Below are 21,561 nucleotides of genomic sequence, written 5' to 3' on the forward strand. Positions count from 1 at the left end.
CGTTGTTTAGAACATATGCTGATAAACGTCAGCTTTCAATACTTGTTGTGTTTGCGCTTTGCTGAGATAAATATCCAGTTGTGTACTATCTTTGACAATTTCATCTGTACGGTAATGCAAACCGACACCTTCTTGATCAAAGAACCAATCTGCTTGGCCCCAATAGAGTTTTTTCGGTGCCGATTTTTTGACATCTACCTCTTGTTCATCTAACCATTTGCTATAGGCTTGCTGCACAATAGCATCCATATTTTGCTGTTGCTTTGCATCAATAATATCTAAAGGTTTAAGATTCTTTTTCGCACGGCGGTCTGCCACAAAAAAATAATAACGCTCTTTGACCGTGATATTTTCCTGTTTGGTATCGACACCGATTTGCAGCAACACATATTGATTCCGTTGATATGGAACTCGTGTGTACATCGCCAATTCATAGGCTTTATTGGTTTTAAACTCTGCTTGCCAAGCATCTGATTTTTTCACATACGCATCGACAGCTTGTTGGAGATTCATATTTTGCTTTAATGCAATCTGATCTTGTACGACGCTGGCCTGATTCTTTTCAATCCAGCCATTCAACCATGTATCCACGGTTTGAATGGTTTGTATCTCTAAATCAATACAACTTTTATTTTCACAAAACGGTTTGGCAATTTTTGCGGCTTGCTCTTGGATATTTAAATAGGGCAAAACATCTGGATTGATTACGGTCGCTTCAGAAGCGCCATCATCGGCCGGCTTTGTCGCTTTATTTTCTTTTCCTGAATCGCATGCACTGAGCAGCAAAACACTCCCCAAAAGTACAAAAACTGTAGCATCCTTGAATATTTTCATGATGTCCTAAACGACCAAATGATTGCGTAATGTATGGATTTAAAAACTCTACCACAAAATAAAACAGCTTCACGAAGAAGCTGTTTTATTTCTGTAAAAGAATAACTTAGTGTTCACGTGTATTACGGAACACGATATCCGGATAACGTTCTTGCATTAACTGTAAATTCACACGACTTGGTGCAAGATAAGTTAAATGACCACCGCCATCGACAGACAATTGGTCGTGTGCTTTTTTCTTAAATTCGTTGAATTTTTTCTCGTCATCACACGATACCCAACGTACGGTATTGATGCTTACAGGCTCGTAAATACAATCAACTTTGTATTCTTCTTTCAGACGATAAGCCACGACTTCAAACTGAAGTACACCCACAGCACCCACGATTAAGTCATTACTGTTTTGTGGCATAAAGACCTGAGTTGCACCTTCTTCTGAAAGTTCTTTTAAGCCTTTTTGTAGCTGTTTTGACTTCAATGGATCTTTTAAACGCACGCGACGGAACATTTCAGGTGCGAAGTGAGGAATACCGGTAAAGTGTAAATCTTCACCTGAAGTGAAGGTATCACCGATCTGAATCGTACCATGGTTATGCAAACCGATAATGTCACCCGGCCATGCTTCTTCAAGATGTTGACGGTCACCGGCAAGGAACGTCAAAGCATCACTAATACGTACATCTTTACCTAGACGCACATGTTTCATTTTCAAGCCTTTTTCATACTTACCTGAACAGATACGCATGAATGCAATACGGTCACGGTGTTTTGGATCCATATTGGCTTGAATTTTAAAGACGAAACCTGTGAAGCCTTCTTCAGTCGCTTCAACTTTGCGGTCTTGCGTCGGATGTGCTTTAGGTTCAGGCGCATATTGACTAAATGCATCCAAAACATGGTCTACACCAAAGTTACCGAGTGCCGTACCAAACAGGACTGGCGTTTGACGGCCTGCCAAAAATTCATCACGGTCTAAAGGTTCATTGGCCATTTGAACCAATTCCAATGATTCTTCAAATGCTGCCCAAGCGAGATCGCCGACTTTTTCACGCAAATCTGCATAGTCATAGCCATCACGGACTTCAATATCCGTAATGGTTGAACCGAAACCTGCCTTATAAACGTAGAATTTTTCTTCGAGTAGGTTAAATACACCGGCAAAGTCACGACCTGTACCCAGTGGCCAAGTAATCGGAACACATTTAATTTTTAATACGTTTTCGATTTCATCAAGCAGTTCTAATGGCTCACGAATTTCACGGTCCATTTTGTTGACGAATGAAATAATCGGCGTGTCGCGCATACGACACACTTCCATCAACTTGATCGTACGATCTTCGACACCTTTTGCACCATCAATCACCATAAGTGCAGAGTCAACGGCAGTTAATGTACGGTAGGTATCTTCAGAAAAGTCTTCATGCCCTGGGGTGTCGAGCAAGTTAATCATCTTGTCTTTAAACGGGAACTGCATAACCGAAGTGGTGATCGAAATCCCACGTTCTTTTTCCATTTCCATCCAGTCAGACGTTGCCGCACGATCAGATTTACGGCTTTTTACCATACCTGCAACCTGAATCGCCTGTCCCCATAACAACAGTTTTTCTGTCATTGTGGTTTTACCGGCATCGGGGTGGGAAATAATAGCGAAAGTACGTCGCTGAGCGACCTGTGTCGCTAATTCTTCTTTAAAACTCATGAAAGACACCTACTGCAAAACTCGCAGTGCAAAAGATCAGATCTGATCAATATGGAAAATTGGCGATATTGTATCAGATTGACCATTAAAAATAATCAACCACATCGGGTTGAGTCAAAATCTTAGCGTGGCGTGTCTTGATGTTTTACATTGGATGACGACCTGTTTTTATCGACGATATAAAGCATTTCTCTGTCTTTTTTTCTCACTCATTGGCAATGCGATCAGACTACGAGGACTTTATTCAACTTTCATTTTCATGCGTTCTTCAAGCTGTGCCACTGGCATCGGCATTCCTAACAAATAGCCCTGCAACTGTTGGCAACCTAAACGTTTTAAAATTTCTGCTTGTTGTTCTGTCTCTACACCTTCTGCAGTGACCGTTAAACCCAGTCGAATTGCCAAGTGAATAATACTTTCTAAAATAATTTCTTCTTTAGAACCGACGCTCAAATTACGGATAAACTCACGGTCAATTTTCAGCTCATCTACAGGCAGTTCTTTTAAATACAAGAAACTTGAATGTCCCGTCCCAAAGTCATCAATCGCAACTTTAATTCCCATCTTTCTCAAATGTTCAAAAGTCAAGATACTGGCATCGATATGATGCATCGCTGTTGACTCGGTAATTTCAATAATTAAATGTGACGGGTTGATTTCATACCGTGCAAAAAGCGACTCTAAAGTACTAAATAAGTGTTTATGTTCAAACTGAATCGCTGATAAATTGACCGCAATAGGATACAACGGCATATTCAGCTTTTCCCAGTGCTGAATTTGCTTACAGGCTTCTTCAAGCGCCCAATAGCCCATGGCAATAATCAGTCCAGTTTTTTCTGCACCATTGATAAACTTATTTGGCGTCAACATACCTAGAGTTGGATGATTCCAACGAATTAAGGCCTCTACTCCACAAATTTCACGATCAGCGGCATTAAATTTTGGCTGATAAAATAAGATAAACTGTTGTTCTTCTACCGCTTTATACAAATCATTGATCAGTTTCGTCTGACTTTTTTCTTCAAATTGGTCGGCGGTATAATTAAAAAATGAATAGGTATTACGCCCTTGATACTTTGAACTCAGCATTGCGGTGTCTGCATTGATCAGTAGGTCTTGTAAGTTCGCACCATGTTCAGGGTACATCGCAATACCAATACTGCCTGAAATGTTAATTTCCTTACCTGCAATCAAAAAGCTTTCTTGCATCAATTCCAATATTTTTTCAGACATTGCTGTGGCAGAATCATTGCTTGCCGACTCAAGTACAATCAGAAACTCATCCCCACCGATTCGTAGCAATTTGGCTTTATCATTAATTAAACGGTGAATACGCGTAGCAATTTGAATCAGTAGTTGATCACCCACATGGTGTCCAAACACATCATTGACCGCTTTAAAACGGTCGATATCAATATAAATAAAAGCAATTTTATCTTGTCTTAAGCGATGCTCTGTAAATAGAAAATGTGCATATTCAGCCAAAAATAGTCGATTAGGTAAACGGGTCAAATTATCCTGTACAGCTTGATTGGCTAGTTCTCGATTTGCGCGCATCAACTGCAAACTGCGATGTTCTAAACGTTGCTCAAGTACTGCAACGCTAAAGGCCGCCATCAACAATAAACTGGTGACAAATAAGACAATAAATAGCAATAAATTATGGTTAATTTGAGCCGCAACCAATACATCCATCGAGTTTAGCGGTACAAAATCAACAGCTGCCATACCAATATAATGCATAGCGACAATGCTAAAAGTCAGCATGACCGCAACAAAGGCATTCATGATGTTACGTTTTGGCGAGTATTTATTTTTAAACGTTAGCCAAAATGCCAAACACGAGCCACAGATCGCAACTAAAATTGAACAGATAACAATTAAAGGTTCGTATCGTTGCTCATAACCCTGAACGTCTAAACTCAGCATGCCGGTATAATGCATGCCGGAAATGCCAAGTCCCATTAACACGGAGCCTAAAATTAAACGCGGAAAAGGTAAGGTCGGACGAGTGGTCAGCCACACGGCAAAAGTGGACGCGACAAAGGCGATAAAATAGGAAGTTAGGGTCAGACTGGTATCAAAACTATAATTTGAAGGCAAATGGCTGGCCATCATGCCTACAAAATGCATGCACCAAATCGCAGCACCTAAAATTGCACCGCTGAATAATAAAATGACATTTTCATATCTTGGTCGTGTTCCACGGAACAACATTTGTTCGAGTGAAACAGCTAAGTAACAACTTAATAATGCAACTACGATTGAACCAACGACCAGATTGTAATCATAATGAATATGGGTCATATCAAGCGTTCCGCTTAGGTTATCGTGGCACTTTCTTTAACCGAATTACCCAATCTATCTCTTCCCTTTAACTTGTTACATTTTCAATTACTTACTTATTTTCTCTTAGAATCTATTAGTCTACGGTAATGGTCAAGTCTTTCTTTCAAGATTTTAAGCAACTGATTATTTTAAAAAAATAAAGCTTGATGAAGTTCACTAAAACTTAAACTTTTGATAAAAATTGCATCAGGTGTCTATTATTTTAGAACAGTTTCTAATCATAATAAAATGAATAAGTTAGAATCATTTATAGATTGCTTTCTAGATTTAAATCGAACACCGCCCTACTCACAAAAAAATAGCGAGCCGTAGCTCGCTATTTCTCAATGGATAAATTCATCTTTTCTGTCAAAAACTCAAGCAATCATCTCAATGTTATTTATGGATGAATTACTTACTTTTTGGCTGCTGTTGTTGGTGTTGTACCTTGTAATTTTGCATAGTCCATTAGCACGTTTGCTGCTTCCGTCACAAAGACTTCTTCTTCAGGCAGTGCTGGACGTTGGTTTGCCTTCATTTTTGCACGTGCCTCCACCAATGCATCCATAGACGCTTGGTAGCTTTCCCAGTTGGCATAAGGTTTTTGACCCACCACTTTACGACGCTGATTTTCAGCATCCAAAGACTTTTGCTCTAGTGCCAACAGCTCGGCTTTACGCTTCGCTAAGTCTAGTACCACACGCTTTTGCTCTTCTGTCTTTTTCGCAATCGCAGTACGTTGCTCTAAATATTTAAATTGCGGATCAATGCTGACACGTTGCTGAGATGACTTAATCAAATCGGGAACATAGGCTTGGATCGAGCCTTCACGTTTAAACGGTGCTGTAGGAATGGTATCCCACTGTAAAGCATTTTTCGCTTTACGTTCACCAAACTCTTCATTGTAAATATCAACCAACTTAATATCAGGCACGACTCCTTTATTCTGGGTACTGCCGCCAGTCACGCGATAAAATTTACGTTGCGTTAAGGTTGCTTGACCATAGGCTAAAGAGTCAAGTTGTACCTGCGCTGTTCCTTTACCCGTAGTGGTGCTACCAATCACCACACCACGTTCATAGTCTTGAATCGCAGCAGAATAAATTTCACTCGCAGACGCCGAAGCCAAGTTAATCAATACTGCCAATGGACCTGCATAAGTTTGCGCGCCACCATCATCATCTTCAAAAACGCTGACATTGCCATTGCCATCACGGATTTGCACCACTGGACCTGATTTAATCACTTGACCAAGCATACGTGCCACTTCTTCAAGTGAGCCACCTGGGTTGTTACGCAAGTCAATGATGATGCCTTCAACATTTTGAGCATCTAAAGTTTTTAAGGCTTTATTGGTATCTTCTGACACAGAGCGGTAGTCTGTACCTGCACGACGGGCACGATAGTTCAAGTAAAACGATGGAATTTCGATCACACCAAACTTATGTTTTTTGCCATCACGTTCAATTTCAACGGTGCGTGAACGCACGCCTGCATCTTCTTCTTGAATCACATCACGTACAATTGTGACATTTCGCGCTTGATTCATGGACGCACCAGCACCCAATAAACGTAGAGTCACTTTGGTGCCACGTTTACCACGAATCAGTCCGACAATTTCATTACTCGGCCAACCAATCACATCGACCATTTTGTCGCCATCTTGGGCAACACCAACGATGCGATCGCCTGACTTCACTTGTCCTGATTTGCTGGCTGGCCCACCTTCCACAATCGTCTCGATTTTGGTGTAGTCTTCATTACCACGTTCAGGACGGATCGATACCCCAATCCCTTCCAATTGCAGCGTGGTTTGACGGTTCAATTCCATCGCATCTACAGGTGGAAAGTAATTACTGTGCGGATCATACGTCAGCATCATGGCATTCAGAGTTTTATCAAGCACATCATCGCTTTTTAAACGACTAATCCGCTCTAACTGACGTGTATAACGCTTGGTTAAAGTCTGTACAGGTGTTAAGTCTTCAGGACCTGTTAAGTCTTGACCATTTGCCAGTGTTGGGTCATCTTTCAACGCTTTTTGTTTGGCTTTCTCTTCTTCTTTGCTGATGGTTAAGTTGATCAGCTGAGAGACCAACATTTTATTCCAATGCGCACGCTGTTCTTCTGTCGATTTAAAGAATGGCGCTTTTTCACGATCGGTTTCGATGTAGTTATTCGGTTGATTTAAATTCTGTGGCTTTTTCAGCTCTTCCAACATATAGGTGTAGAACTGTTTTAAACGCTCACGATATTGCGCATGAATGGCATACGGCCCTGTTAAATTGCCCGCTTTGAGGTTTGCACCAAAAGTTGAACCATAACGTTTTTTATAATTTTCAATATCCGATGCCAAGAACAACGTATGTTCAGCGTCTAAACTATCAATATAAAAATCTAAAATACGGTTAGAGGTATTGGCATCTAAACGCTGATTTAAATAGTGTTGACGGTCTACCAATGTTGCAAGCTGACGTGAGACCAAGGCTTGCTCTTGTGTGGGCTGAATGGTACCCGCGCTCACTGCTTCTGTATTATTGGCAGCAATTGCGTCATTCACCACATGAGTGAAAAAGAATCCACCTGTCGCAATCGCAACGGCACAAGCTAATGTTTGAAGTTTCATAAATAATTTGTACTTCCTTGGTATTAAGACCAATATTACCGTGTTGGTTTTCGACCTGAATTGAATAGATTCAAAATCTTAAACAACTTAATATGTTTATGTCGTGTAGTTTTATCATATTCTCTGCTGACAAAGTGTAGCAAATCATTGCAGAATTCAGGTATTGTTTTTCCTTAAAAATTCCAACACGGACACCGAATATGATTGGCGCATTAATGCTCGACATTGCTGGCACAGAACTTACCCAAGAAGATATTGAACTATTACAGGCACCACAAGTTGGCGGCATGATTTTATTTGGTCGTAACATTGAATCTCCTGAACAAGTTCGTGCCCTAACCGACCATATGCGTCAAATTCGTCCTGATATTTTAATTGCGGTCGATCAGGAAGGTGGTCGTGTACAACGCTTAAAGCAAGGCTTCACACTCCTACCAGCTATGGGTAAGTTTGGTGAACTTTACTTAACTGAACCTGAAAAAGCAGTTGAACTGGCTGAACAATGTGGCTGGTTGATGGCAGCTGAAGTCCTTGCGGTCGGCATCGATTTCAGTTTTGCACCTGTGCTTGATTTAAATGATGTTAGTGATGTGATTGGTGACCGTGGTTTTGCCAAAAATATGCAAGATATCATTCCACTGGCAAGTGCTTTCTTAAAAGGTATGAAACGTGCAGGAATGGCATCTACAGGTAAGCATTTCCCAGGCCACGGTTCAGTGAAAGCAGACTCACACGTCGCTGCTGCTATTGACCATCGTAGTTATGAAGAGATCTACCAAAAAGACATGCAAAGCTTTATTCAACTGCAACCACAGCTTGATGCATTAATGCCTGCGCATGTGATTTATGAAAATATTGATCCTAACCCTGCTGGTTTTTCACCGTATTGGATTCAGAAAGTCTTACGTCAAGAGCTCCAATTTGATGGCGTTTTATTCTCCGATGATTTAAGCATGCAAGCCGCTTGTGTCGCTGGCGGCGCAGATGCTCGTATCCAAGCAGCATTAAATGCAGGTTGTGATATGGGCCTTGTATGTAATAACCGTGAATCTGCATGCATTGCGCTGGATGGCATTCAAAACTTGGCTCTCCCAAATCAAGAACGCCTAGAACGTATGCGAGGTAAAATCCCACAAATTGAGATTGGACAAAGCATTGAACTCGGGGCGGACTGGCAAAACGTGCGTAACCGTATTGTGGATTTTAAAAATCAATACTGCTAATCCACAACCTTTAAAATCATAAAAAGGAGCACGACAAGGTGCTCCTTTTTGATTTATGATGAAGTCAAAATAAGTGCTTCGGTGCTATACAAAAATTGCCAATAAAAACAACATTAGGTCAGGACGACATGACACAAAGTTTATCGGAACATCGACACATTTCCTTTACTGCACATTACACCGGCTATATTTGGTACAGCATGGGGATTTCACATCCCGTTTTTGCTACGCGTAAAGGCAAATTTTTAGCACGTTTAGTCCACCCATTAGAAAGCTGGGCAGAAAAGAATGTGGGCGGTAGCATGCGCTCGACGCTCAAACAGCGCCATGCCATGATCGATCAGCATTTAGATCAACTCATTGCCCAGCACCCTCAGCTACAAGTCCTTGAAATTGCCTGTGGCCTTTCCCCGCGCGGTTGGAATTTTCGTACCAAGCATCCTGAAATTGACTATCGTGAACTCGACTTGCCAGATATGGCAAAAATCAAAACACAGGCACTCAAACAGATTGACCCGCATGCCCCTGAGGTCTTAACTGGTGACATTTTCACTCAAGATTTTGAACGTATTTTTCAGAGTTTTGACCCTGAACGTCCTTTGGTGGTGATTAGCGAAGGTCTGATTAATTATTTTGATCAACACCTACTGAATAAGTTATTGCAAGGGATCACCGAATATGGCGCCTCGTTTCAGGAATTACATTATCTGACCGACATCTATCCAGAACCCGTTAAAAACCGTTTAGCACGTTTTATTTGGGCCAGTAGTAAATTACTCAAAGTCATGTCTCGCAGCGCTTTTACTTTTCATTTTCAATCCCCTGCTGAATTACAGCAGTTTTTCAGTCATACAGGATTTGAAGAAGTAGACGTCGTTCAGCCAGCCTTATACTTTCCACAACAGCAGCAAGAACAAGTGATTCCTTTTCACGATGCAGAGCAGCATTGTGGAGATTTGGTTTGGATGGTGCATGCCAAAACAAAAAAACAGCGCTAAAGCGCTGTTTTTTTTTATATGTTCATGTTTTAACTGACGGCTTCTAATAACAACACATCTTCTTTTTGGCGTTGTACAAAGCGCAATAAGCGTTCTGCCAACTCAAAACTACCATGCTTAAACAAAGCGCGAACTTGTGTATCCACAACGTCAAAGATGAGACATTCAATTTTAAACTCACCTTCTTCATCTTCTAGATGTAAAGCCAAATCCCGAGGATATGCGTGCATGCAGTCCAACATTTCAGCCTGCACATTAAACAACACACCGAAATAATTTAAATCCGTAATTTGAGTTTCAACCACGAGGTCTGAATGGCGATGAGATAAATGCGTGAATGGCTGTTGTACACTTACACGCACTTCGCCACGGCGGTCAATATTTTGCATTTGCTCTCGGCTCATTGGAATGATCCCTTCCAACTGCTGAATAGACTCACCGCGTAGATAAGTTGCAAACAAATTCATTGTTTCCTTACGGCGCTGCAACTGTGGTAAATGATCCGCATTAGCAATCATGGCAAACTGCATATTCGGACATTGCAAGGCAAAGCCAGCATTTTCATGTGGCAAAGTAAAACTGTCGTACTGCCCGCATGACACCAATACATCACACTGTGGAATCGGCACGTCTTGCAAACGCAGCAAACGATTACAGTTAATGTCATAACGCTCTTGTTCGGTATTGGTGAATTCAGCCATTTGTCTAAAGAACAAACGCTTCGCTGTCGGTGACATCCGCGTCACATCCAGTTTGGCATGATTAACCAAATACAAAATCACCGCTTGACCAAATTCATCCATGCGCTGTTCTTTCATCAAATGCAAGGATTCCTCAAGCAACATGCGCCAGCTCTTGCGCGTTTTTTGCATCACGCCCATTAAAATCATGCGATCAATCAATTCAGGACGTTGATCCGCTAGTCCTGCTGCCACCACTGAACCTAGTGACATCCCCATCACGGATACTTTTTCTAGCCCGACGATATCCAACCAAACGCCCAACATCTGCGCCAGATCACCCAACTCTAAAGTACCTGCTGACACCGCAGTATCGACATTGGTAATTTGCTGGTTTGAGCCCATGGAGGGTAAATCAATTAAAATAATAGGGCCTGCCGCAAATAGTTGTTCGACACAATATTTGTAGGAGTTAAAGTTTTGAAATGCCCCACCAATAATAACAATCGGTGTGCGATGAATGGTTTCAGGTTGTGCAATGGCCATATATTCGACCTTCCAGCCATCAATCCATGTCGTTCTGGCAGGCTGTTTAAAGCTTTGCTTGTCATACAGATCGAAAAAACTGTAATGCGTACTTTCCTGTACGGTGGGATCCATTTGGATAATGGAATTCATATTCCTTTCCTCCATTCCTGCCTTATTTTTATTGTCAGGAATTCATTTAGAGACTCTGCTCGACTTAGCGTCCTGCTCTTTAATCGTTATTTGTACGACTTCAATGTCGCTATTGTTTCATTCTATACAGAGGTTCATTTTACAAGCAACTGATATCCCCGCCGCTTATCTACTTTTGTTCTAAAAACAATTTCAAAATGTTAATTCTGGTCAATATGAGTAACCGAATATGCACTTAAGTGCTTCATTGTTCAGTCACAGGCTGTTAATATCGAGTTGAAATTTCTAAGTGATCAAACCGCTATGCAAGAGTCTATTGAACAATATATGCAAACGGTAGGACAGCAAGCACGCACAGCATCACGTGTGCTCGCAGGGGCTTCTACCCAGACTAAAAATAATGCCTTATCAGCAATTTATACTGCTTTACAAAACAGTGAAACTGCAATTTTGGCAGCTAACCAAGTGGATATGACCAAAGCGCATAACAACAACTTGGATAGTGCTCTACTTGATCGCTTAGAACTTACCCCCACACGCTTTAAAGGCATGCTCCAAGGTCTAAAAGATGTGATCGCACTGACTGACCCGATTGGCGAAATAACCGATATGGCCTTTCGTCCGACAGGTATTCAGCTGGGCAAAATGCGCGTGCCGCTAGGTGTTGTCGGCATGATTTACGAATCTCGCCCCAATGTAACCCTTGAAGCCGCATCTTTAGCGCTTAAATCAGGTAACGCGATTATTTTACGTGGTGGTTCTGAAGCGTTGGAATCTAACCAAGCAATTGCGGCAGCGATTCAACATGGCTTAACTGCTGCAGGTGTACCTGAGCATGCCGTTCAAGTGCTTAATACCCCAGACCGTGCTGCGGTTGGCCAATTAATTACTATGCCTGAATATGTCGATGTGATCGTACCTCGTGGTGGTAAAGGCTTAATTGAGCGTATTACCAATGAAGCACGTGTGCCGGTCATCAAACATCTTGATGGTAACTGCCATGTTTTTGTGGAAGCTCAGGCTGATTTGCAAAAAGCATTACCTATTGCGCTCAATGCCAAAACACACCGTTATGGCGTATGTAATGCCATGGAAACCTTACTTGTCGATGAAAATGTCGCTGAAGAGTTTTTACCACGCATTGCTGAACTTTATGCGGAGAAAAAAGTTGAACTTCGTGGCTGTGCTGAAACGCAGCGCATTTTGGGTGAATCGATTGTTCCTGCAACTGAAGAAGATTGGTATACCGAATACTTAGGCCCGATTTTGGCAGTGAAAGTCGTTACAGGCCTAGATGAAGCGATTGAGCACATCAACAAATATGGCTCACACCATACCGACTCAATCATTACCGAAAACTTCAGTTTGGCGCGTCAGTTCTTAGCGCGTGTAGATTCGAGTTCAGTGATGATCAATGCCTCAACGCGCTTTGCAGATGGGTTTGAATATGGTCTTGGTGCTGAGATCGGTATTTCAACCGATAAAATCCATGCACGTGGTCCAGTCGGTCTTGAAGGTCTGACTTCTCAAAAATGGATTGTATTTGGTGATGGTCAAATTCGCCAATAACACCCAATAAGACAATGAAAGCTGTGCTTTTCTGATTAAAGGCACAGCTTTTTTTATGGCAATTTAAAAAACTAGACCCAGGGTTCACATATTGAAATATAAGCCTGCAAACACAGGATATAGAATCGAAAATAGATTTTTTGACAATTAAATGCTTAAGAAGAATGAGAAAAGTTAAATTTACCTGTTTTTTTGCAACAATTTGAGGATTACAGCGCAGCGAACGCATGTTATGTTCTATGTATATCCCTTAAATCGTATAAATTTTGAGGACTATTTTATTAATAAATGAAAACTATGAACTGATAAATTTTAATTATTATTGTGCTCAGGGTCGATAGTGCTTAAGTCTAATCTCCTAAAGTCTATCTAGGACGATAAAAAAACCCATGATAAAACATCATCACAGATCTAAATTGCATCAATCAATACAACTGCAATCAGATCAACATTATGGATAAGTATTTCAATTAGAATTCGGGTATTTAAACGTGTCTACATCAGTATTAGTAATTAACTGCGGATCTTCTTCTATCAAATATGCGTTAGTTTCTGAGCGCCGTGAAGATCGTATTTTTGGTCTGGCCGAGAACCTAGGTTCTGCTGATGCACGTATTAAAGGGGTCACTACGGGTGGTGCTGCGCTTGAGCTGTCTATTCCACATGCTGACCATGAAAAAGCCCTCGAAACTATTTTAGAGCGTTTGGCTCACCATAATCCTCAAGCGATTGGTCACCGCGTGGTACACGGCGGTACATTAACCAAAGCTGAGCTATTAACACCAGAAATAATTGAACGTATTCGTGAAGCTACACCGCTTGCGCCATTGCATAACCCTGCTCACTTGGTGGGTATCGAAGCAACCATGCGTTTGTTCCCTGAACTTCCGCAAGTAGCCGTATTTGATACAGCATTCCACCAAACGATGCCGTCTCATGCATACCGTTATGCATTACCAAAATTCTTGTACACACAACATAACGTACGTCGTTATGGCTTCCACGGTACTAGCCATGCCTACGTATCTGAGCGTGGCTCAATGTTGGCAGGCAGCTTTAAACAAGGTGGCTGGTTAACTGCTCACTTAGGCAATGGTAGCTCGACTTGTGCGATTTGGAATGGTCAATCTGTAGATACGTCAATGGGTCTGACTCCACTTGAAGGTGTGGTGATGGGCACACGTAGTGGTGATGTTGACCCAAGTATTCACAGCTTCCTTGCGAGCAACTTAGGTTGGGATATCTACAAAATCGACAAAATGCTGAACAGCCAATCAGGCCTACTCGGTTTGTCTGATCTTTCAAATGACATGCGTACATTGATCGAAGCATCGGAACAAGGCAACGAAGATGCCGCGCTTGCCATTGAAGTATTCTGCTACCGTTTAGCAAAATCTTTAGCAGGTCTCAGCTGTGGTCTACCACGTATTGACGGTTTATTCTTTACCGGTGGTATTGGTGAAAATTCTGCCTACATTCGTGAAAAAACGGTTTCATACTTACCACACTTTGGTTTCAACCTGAGTAAAGAATTAAATGACAACCTAAAACGCGGTACGGAAGGTCGTATTGACCACGGTACTGGCCCACAAATTTGGGTTGTTCCTACCGATGAAGAAGGCCGTATTGCCAAAGAAACTGAGCATGTTGTAGACGAGGTGACAGCGTCTGCTACAAAAAAGCCTGATGCTGAAGCTGCGATTGCATAAGCAATCGCATCAGCCCCTTCGCCTTCAATATTAATTTTTAGCTTTAATTTAGACACCGTATGAAAACAATTTTACTCGTGCCAACTGGGGAAGGTGTAGGTTTAACATCTGCATGCTTAGGTTTAATTTATGCTTTGGAATGCCAAGGGGTCAAAGCAGGTTTTCTGAAACCATTTTCACAGGAAAATGTCGCAGATACAGTGGACCGTACAACGGCTCTCTATCGTCATTTATTTAATAATGAAACGGTAGAACCCATTCATCATGCGACCATCGTGAAACAACTGAGTCATGATGAAAGTGATGAATTGCTCGAAGAAGCAGTTCGTTTGCACCGTGAAATTGCAAAAAAGCATGATCTGATTATTGTTGAAGGCTTGGTTCCAAACAGCCGAGATAACTTTGCCTCAGAACTGAACGCGACATTAGCAAAAGCTCTTGATGCTAAAGTAATTATTGTCAGCACAGCAGATATTCAAAATGCCACGAAAACGGCTGAGAAAATTGACAGTTCTCTACGCCAATTCGGTGGTGCAGCATCTGAACGTACTGCGGGCGTTTTGTTTATGCGCACACGTGGTTTGCCAGAAGAATCTGCGCAAATTCCTGTCACGCTTGATCCAAATCTGCGTTTAATCAGTGATACCAATAAATTTGTACTCGAATTACAACAAAGTAATCCGCAAATTGGTTCTACACAGCTACCTGTTATTGGTCTCGTTCCATTTAGTAATACGCTCAGCGTACCGCGCATGTCTGACTTGGCGACGCATATTCAAGCAGAATGGATCAACCAAGGCGATGCTGCTCATCGCCGCGTACTACATAGCAGCTTAGTTGCATCTAATATTGAACATGAACTTCACAAATTTGTGGCAGGTGAACTGATTATCAGCGCCTCTGACCGTATTGATGTGTTGTTGGCTTCAAGCCTTGCAAGTAGCAATGGTATTCCACTTGCCGGTTTGGTTTTGACTGAACATCATCAACCGAACCCACAAGTTTTAGATTTCTGCCAAACAGCGATTAAGCAAGGCTTACCGATTTTACATACGCCTTTAAGCACTTTTGAAACGGCACAACAACTTTCAAATTTAGGCAATGAAATTCCTGTCGATGACGTAGAACGTGCAGAGCAAGTGACTCGCTTTGTTTCAAGCCACATTAATGCTGAGTGGATTACTGAAGTATTGAATGGTTCGTATCAACCACGCTTGTCCCCTTCTGCATTCCGTCATGAATTAGTACAAAAATCCATTGCTGCGAAAAAACGGATTGTTCTACCTGAAGGTGATGAACCACGGACCATCCAAGCGGCTGCCATTTGTCAATCTCGTGGCATTGCACACTGTATTTTATTGGCAAAACCTGAAGCCGTGATTGAAGTTGCAAAAGCACGTAACATCGAACTTCCACATGATTTGGAAATTATTGATCCAGATCTGATTCGTGAAAACTATGTGCCTAAAATGGTTGAGCTGCGCAAAGGCAAACTCAATGATCTACAAGCACGCGAACAGCTACAAGACACCGTGGTTTTAGGCACCATGATGCTTGCACTCGATCAAGTGGATGGCCTTGTATCTGGTGCAGTACATACTACGGCGAATACAGTGCGTCCAGCATTCCAATTGATTAAGACTGCACCTGATTATTCATTGGTTTCTTCTGTGTTCTTTATGCTGCTACCAGATGAAGTCTATGTGTACGGTGACTGTGCCATTAATCCAGATCCGAATGCAGAACAGCTTGCAGAGATTGCGATTCAATCTGCAGATTCAGCAAAAGCTTTTGGTATTGACCCACGTATCGCAATGATTTCGTATTCAACAGGTACTTCTGGTGCAGGTGCAGATGTCGAAAAAGTGGCTGAAGCAACACGTATTGCCAAAGAACGCCGCCCAGACTTACTGATTGATGGCCCGCTTCAATACGATGCTGCATCGGTGGAAAGTGTGGGACGCTCTAAAGCACCTGACTCTAAAGTGGCTGGTCGTGCCAATGTGTTTATTTTCCCTGACTTAAATACAGGTAATACAACCTATAAAGCAGTTCAACGTTCTGCAAATGTAGTCAGTGTTGGCCCAATGCTGCAAGGTTTAAACAAGCCTGTAAATGACTTGTCTCGTGGCGCATTGGTCGATGACATCGTGTTTACCATTGCATTAACGGCAATTCAGTCTGAACAGCAAGAAGCTTAATTTTAGTTTCGAGTTCTAAACCACCCTTTCGAAAGATTGGGTGGTTTTTTGTTTTATATAACTTCCATTATATTAAAAATGGCTCAGAATTAGTGGAAATTTCTTTTAAATTCTATGGCTGAATTTTGAGTATTTGGTACATGACCAATAATATATTCATTCTTCGCTTAAAAAAAGAAATCAAAGCTCTGATACACATATCTAATTTAAAAAATAAAAGGAAAAATTTACATAAATTAGAGCCTGGATATGAAGCTAGGGCGTGACGTCTTGCTTCAGTTTATGCCAATATTTATCTAGAAAAAGAAAAACATGGAAACAAGGATTTAGTTGGTCGTTACTATTGGATGGGCTTAGGTGCATTTGCTTCAAAAAATCTTAGCTGCCATTGTTAAACATGGTTTAACTGCATGGGGATATAAATGGATTCCACTAGGGGTAATTCGTGATCCTGTACATACTTTTGCAAAAGGTAACTTATGGCTATTTATGGATATTGCACCTTGGCATTATGCTTTGAGCATGTCTTCATCCTCTTTTAATCAATGCCGAACTCAACGTGATGTTTCCAAATTTACTCATATTAAAGAAGAAGTTATAAACGTTCCTTGGTCAAATTGTTTACCCATAATTAAAAACTTAAAAGCACTTTAGAAATTAAAAGTGCTTTTGAATATCTACCAAAATTGAAAAGTATTCTGCCGAGTTCTTATAATATCAAAAACATGGAAAGAGAATATCAGGGGCGACACGCCGGTGTACTCGATAAGGTACCAGAAACAGTATACAGCGAACCATTATCAAACACTAAAGTCGCCAATTATGATAGCCGTATGGAATGGATTAAAAAAGCAGCAGAAAAATATCATCGTTTAATGCAAAGTGATAAAGGAAGATACTTTTTAGAAGAAGAACTAAAAATTATTGCGAAATGGGGCGATAGCAAAGCTAATTTTACAGTTGGAAAGGATAGTAATGATGGAAAAATTTAATTACTGCATTGTTATTTTTATGGTGGGTTATCTCCTTTCAGCTTGTCAACCTAGTGCAAAAATACAGAGAATAATAATGTCATGAATCAACAGCGTTTTAGTTTACATTTAGGCCAACAAGGGTTTAAAGATTTTTCTCAACATAATCTTGGGCGTCCCGATAGTCATCCATCTAGAGCAGGTTTTAGAGAGTTAGATTTTACACCACCCAACTTAGGTCAGATTAAAGTTGAAAATGGTGAGAATAGCTTAGTGATAGATCATGTATTTTCAGTTCTAGGAACATCGTTTAATAATGAGGATGGAATACAAGGGCTTGATATTAATGCAGGGCTAAACAAAGAGGAATTTGTACGTCCTGAACAAGCCCACCAAGCTTATGTTGACTTAATGAGACGTATAAATCAGGCCGAATGGAAAAATTATTTCTATCGTTTTTCTGCACGAATAGCAAAGGAAGATAATATTCGATATCTAATGAAATCAGGTGATGTCATTGACCCGACTTATATCTTTAATTATGAAGAATGGAAAAAGATAATAAATACAGTTGGAGGGAACACTATAGGCTACCGATTATATGCCAATGGTATCCTTTTGGATCTGAGTATAAAACAAACTCAAAAAACTGAAGATGGTAAAGAACAATATATGGTTCGTTATGCTTTCAATACGATTCGTTATGATGAAAGAAATTCAATGGATGATTCAGAGAATAATATTGATACTTACAAAATGACCTCAAAAGAGTTAGAACAAGCATTTGCAAATGAGCTGATAAGAAATAAAAAATCAAGAGAAATTGATGAAAAAGAAGTTATAGTACAAGGCTACCATATCGATGAAAATTATGAAGATCCTGATGTTTGGCAATATGTTAAATAATCAAATGTTGTCGCGTTTAGACTCAATTTTAAAGCACTTTTACACAAAATTGATCATTGAAACTAAAGATTTGAAGATTTGAAGATTTGAAGATTTGAAGATTTGAAGATTTGAAGATTTGAAGATTTGAAGATTTGAAGATTTGAAGATTTGAAGATTTGAAGATTTGAAGATTTGAAGATTTGAAGATTTGAAGAAGAATATTATTTTTATAAAATTTAAAGCAAAAAAAAAGAAGATAAAGCTTTAGGCTTGATCTTCTTGTTGACCGTAGAACCAAGTTGCTGCGATAAATAGAGAAAAACCAATAACTGACAACACTGGAGTAACCATATAATTCACACTCTAACTTTGATGACGTCATTATGTAAAAGTTATATGACAGTTATATGACAAATATAAAATTTTCAAAAATAATAAATATTGTTTATTTTCAATATCTTAAAAATTAAAACATATCTCCTCCTCTAGTTATGTGACAAATATTTCATGAAATATGACAGTTAAAATGTCATTTTCAGGCCATTTATGACAGTTAAATATGGCGCTGTTTAAGCCTATTAAACTTTCGGCCAAAGATTAAGCGAAATACCCACACAACTGTATTTTTGTCTTATAATTTAGCCCGCTAGCTATCAGCCCGCTCAAGAGATATTTGTATGACAACTATTATCAAGCAAGATGACTTGATCACATCGGTAAAAGATGCGCTTCAGTTCATTTCTTACTATCACCCACAGGACTTCATCCAAGCGATGAGCCGTGCGTATGACCGTGAAGAAAACAAAGCCGCAAAAGACGCGATTGCACAAATTTTAATTAACTCTCGTATGTGTGCAGAAGGCCATCGTCCTATCTGTCAAGATACGGGTATTGTGAACGTATTTCTTGAAGTGGGCTTAGACGTTAAATTTGATTTAACCATGAGCCTAGACGATGCAATTAACGAAGGTGTACGTCAAGGTTATCTTGAAAACTCAAACATTCTTCGTGCATCAGTATTAGCTGATCCTGCTTTTGGTCGTAAAAATACCAAAGACAACACCCCTGCTGTAATTCACTACAAACTCGTTCCGGGTAATAAAGTTGATATTACTGTTGCTGCTAAGGGTGGCGGTTCAGAAAACAAATCTAAACTTGCAATGCTTAACCCTTCTGACTCTATCGTAGATTGGGTACTTAAAACTGTTCCAACAATGGGTGCAGGTTGGTGTCCTCCTGGTATGCTCGGTATCGGTATTGGTGGTACTGCTGAAAAAGCCATGATGCTTGCAAAAGAAGCATTGATGGAAGAAATCAACATGGACGAATTACTTCGTCGTGGCCCACAAAACCAAATCGAAGAACTTCGTATCGAAATCTTCGAAAAAGTAAATGCTTTAGGTATTGGTGCTCAAGGTCTTGGCGGTTTAACGACTGTTCTTGATATCAAAATCAAAGACTACCCATGTCACGCTGCAGGTAAACCAGTGGGTATGATTCCTAACTGCGCTGCAACTCGTCATGCACATTTCCAATTAGACGGTTCAGGTGTAGCGCATATTCAAGCGCCTAGCCTTGAAGACTATCCTGCAGTAACTTGGGATTCATCAACGTCTAAACGTGTTGACTTAGATAACATCACTCAAGAAGAAATGAACTCTTGGCAACCAGGTGACACACTACTTCTTAACGGTACAATCTATACGGGTCGTGACGCTGCGCACAAACGTATGGTTGACATGTTAAACAAAGGTGAAGAACTTCCAGTTGACCTAAAAGGTAAATTTATTTACTACGTTGGCCCTGTTGATCCAGTCGGTGACGAAGTCGTTGGTCCTGCTGGCCCAACAACTGCAACACGTATGGATAAGTTCACACGTCAAGTGCTTGAAGCAACTGGTATGTTCGGTATGATTGGTAAAGCGGATCGTGGTCCTGCTGCTGTTGAAGCAATCAAAGACAACAAAGCAACTTACCTCATGGCTGTCGGTGGTGCTGCGTACTTAGTATCGAAAGCGATTCGTGAAGCTGAAGTTGTAGCATTTGCTGACTTAGGTATGGAAGCGATCTACAAATTTGTTGTAAAAGACATGCCTGTATCTGTAGCTGTTGACGTAAATGGTACTTCTGTTCACGCAACTGCACCAAAAATCTGGCAAGCAAAAATTGGTAAAATCCCAGTAGTTGATGCTGCTGCGAACTAATTTCGCCACATTCAAGATCTAAAAAAGCACCCCATCGGGTGCTTTTTTATTGTCAATATTTAGACTGTCTGTCGAATGACATTCGCTATTTAATGCTTTCACACACTAAAAACAACGGCTAATTACATTACCAAGTTAATGGATTCCACAGTTTAAAAGGCTTGGTCAACTGCACATCTTCCGCAGGATCATAATGAGGTGCCTTCAACTTCTGCGCACTTTTCCGCACTTTTCCAGTGTTTTGATCTTTTGCCACAAAGTTAAAACTGTTGGATTTCAACTCTGTAAATGCGATTTCATTTCGACCAATTTTTTCAGGCATGAGCAGCAATGGCCCTGAAACCGTTCTTTTACTGGATAAATTCTCTTCATCATATTTAATGAAGTAAGTTTGACCTGCTTCAACATCAAAGTCTAAATATTTAGGCTTTTGAAAATGATTCACCCCCAAAGGGCGACTCGATGATAAGCGGTAATTCCCCGCCGGTAACTCCACCCAGTAATAATGATTATTCAATAAACTTGGAATACGCTCACTGTTCAGAAATAAGCTACTAGCCACAATTTCTTGGCGGTTCCACTTACTGTCTGGACGATATAAATACACAATCGCTGCTTGGTCATGCTGAGCTTTTACTTCTTGAAAATGTCGGCCTTGTTTCTGATTGACCCAACCACCAATGGTAAACATACCCAATCGATATTGCTCAATATGACCCGGTGTACTTTCAGGATCCACAGGCTTTAATGTTGAAGCCAATGACGTTTGCTCAACGGCTGATTTTCCATGACAACCCAGCAGCGCTACACTGCTTAAAAGTAGAATTGCAACTCCACGCATGATTATCCCTCACTGCGTCTTTTTTTATTTTTACACTTTTGTTTTCAGTTTTTTACATTCAGGCATCCACGCCATCCTGCTGAGATTAACATTCTGCCTTTATTTTTGGAAA

At 40.6% G+C, this 21,561-nt stretch carries 12 protein-coding genes and 2 pseudogenes; 8 read left to right on the forward strand and 6 right to left on the reverse strand.

Translation table 11 applies throughout. The features are described from left to right. Positions 1-6: 6 nt before the first annotated feature. The 4 genes from FTU83_RS00530 to FTU83_RS00545 form a co-directional block, all read right to left on the reverse strand. Complete coding sequence (locus tag FTU83_RS00530) at positions 7-834, reverse strand: hypothetical protein (RefSeq protein WP_180004542.1); 828 nt, start codon at positions 832-834, stop codon at positions 7-9. 106 nt (positions 835-940) lie between these two features. Continuing rightward, positions 941-2,533 (reverse strand): peptide chain release factor 3, encoded by a 1,593-nt coding sequence (locus tag FTU83_RS00535; protein ID WP_078189646.1) that lies wholly within the window; start codon positions 2,531-2,533, stop codon positions 941-943. A gap of 240 nt (positions 2,534-2,773) precedes the next feature. Further along, positions 2,774-4,840, reverse strand: a complete 2,067-nt coding sequence (locus tag FTU83_RS00540; protein WP_180004543.1) for an EAL domain-containing protein — start codon at positions 4,838-4,840, stop codon at positions 2,774-2,776. A 436-nt stretch (positions 4,841-5,276) separates the two neighbouring features. Then, entirely contained in the window at positions 5,277-7,487 is a 2,211-nt protein-coding gene (locus FTU83_RS00545; protein WP_180105468.1) for a carboxy terminal-processing peptidase, read from the reverse strand. 200 nt (positions 7,488-7,687) lie between these two features. On the opposite strand from FTU83_RS00545, the gene nagZ reads away from it, so the two are divergent. Further along, entirely contained in the window at positions 7,688-8,710 is a 1,023-nt protein-coding gene (gene nagZ / locus FTU83_RS00550; RefSeq protein ID WP_180034909.1) for a beta-N-acetylhexosaminidase, read from the forward strand. Positions 8,711-8,838: 128 nt separating this feature from the next. After that, complete coding sequence (locus tag FTU83_RS00555) at positions 8,839-9,708, forward strand: class I SAM-dependent methyltransferase (protein ID WP_180105469.1); 870 nt, start codon at positions 8,839-8,841, stop codon at positions 9,706-9,708. A gap of 29 nt (positions 9,709-9,737) precedes the next feature. On the opposite strand, the gene FTU83_RS00560 is transcribed toward FTU83_RS00555, so the two are convergent. Next, positions 9,738-11,066: an alpha/beta fold hydrolase gene (locus tag FTU83_RS00560; protein ID WP_180105470.1), complete on the reverse strand. Its 1,329-nt coding sequence runs from the start codon at positions 11,064-11,066 to the stop codon at positions 9,738-9,740. 303 nt (positions 11,067-11,369) lie between these two features. Here FTU83_RS00560 and FTU83_RS00565 point away from each other — a divergent pair, with 303 nt between their 5' ends. The 6 genes and pseudogenes from FTU83_RS00565 (at position 11,370) to FTU83_RS00590 (ending at position 20,608) form a co-directional block, all read left to right on the forward strand. Continuing rightward, entirely contained in the window at positions 11,370-12,635 is a 1,266-nt protein-coding gene (locus FTU83_RS00565; protein WP_078189652.1) for a glutamate-5-semialdehyde dehydrogenase, read from the forward strand. Positions 12,636-13,126: 491 nt separating this feature from the next. Beyond that, complete coding sequence (locus FTU83_RS00570) at positions 13,127-14,344, forward strand: acetate/propionate family kinase (protein WP_078189653.1); 1,218 nt, start codon at positions 13,127-13,129, stop codon at positions 14,342-14,344. 59 nt (positions 14,345-14,403) lie between these two features. Next, positions 14,404-16,545, forward strand: coding sequence for a phosphate acetyltransferase (gene pta, locus FTU83_RS00575; protein ID WP_180004548.1), 2,142 nt, complete (start codon positions 14,404-14,406; stop codon positions 16,543-16,545). Between the two features lie 140 nt (positions 16,546-16,685). Further along, positions 16,686-17,537 (forward strand): annotated as a pseudogene (locus FTU83_RS00580) (DUF2515 family protein). Beyond that, a pseudogene (locus tag FTU83_RS00585) lies at positions 17,521-18,422 on the forward strand (hypothetical protein). Before FTU83_RS00580 ends, FTU83_RS00585 begins: the two co-directional pseudogenes overlap by 17 nt. A gap of 659 nt (positions 18,423-19,081) precedes the next feature. After that, complete coding sequence (locus FTU83_RS00590) at positions 19,082-20,608, forward strand: fumarate hydratase (protein ID WP_078189659.1); 1,527 nt, start codon at positions 19,082-19,084, stop codon at positions 20,606-20,608. A gap of 127 nt (positions 20,609-20,735) precedes the next feature. Here the strand turns inward: FTU83_RS00590 and FTU83_RS00595 are convergent, their stop codons facing one another. After that, a complete protein-coding gene (locus tag FTU83_RS00595; protein WP_180055647.1) occupies positions 20,736-21,449 on the reverse strand; it encodes a DUF2846 domain-containing protein in 714 nt (237 codons plus the stop codon). Positions 21,450-21,561 lie beyond the last annotated feature (112 nt).

The organism is Acinetobacter sp. YH12152 (assembly GCF_013418285.1).
Classification (GTDB): Bacteria; Pseudomonadota; Gammaproteobacteria; order Pseudomonadales; family Moraxellaceae; genus Acinetobacter; species Acinetobacter amyesii.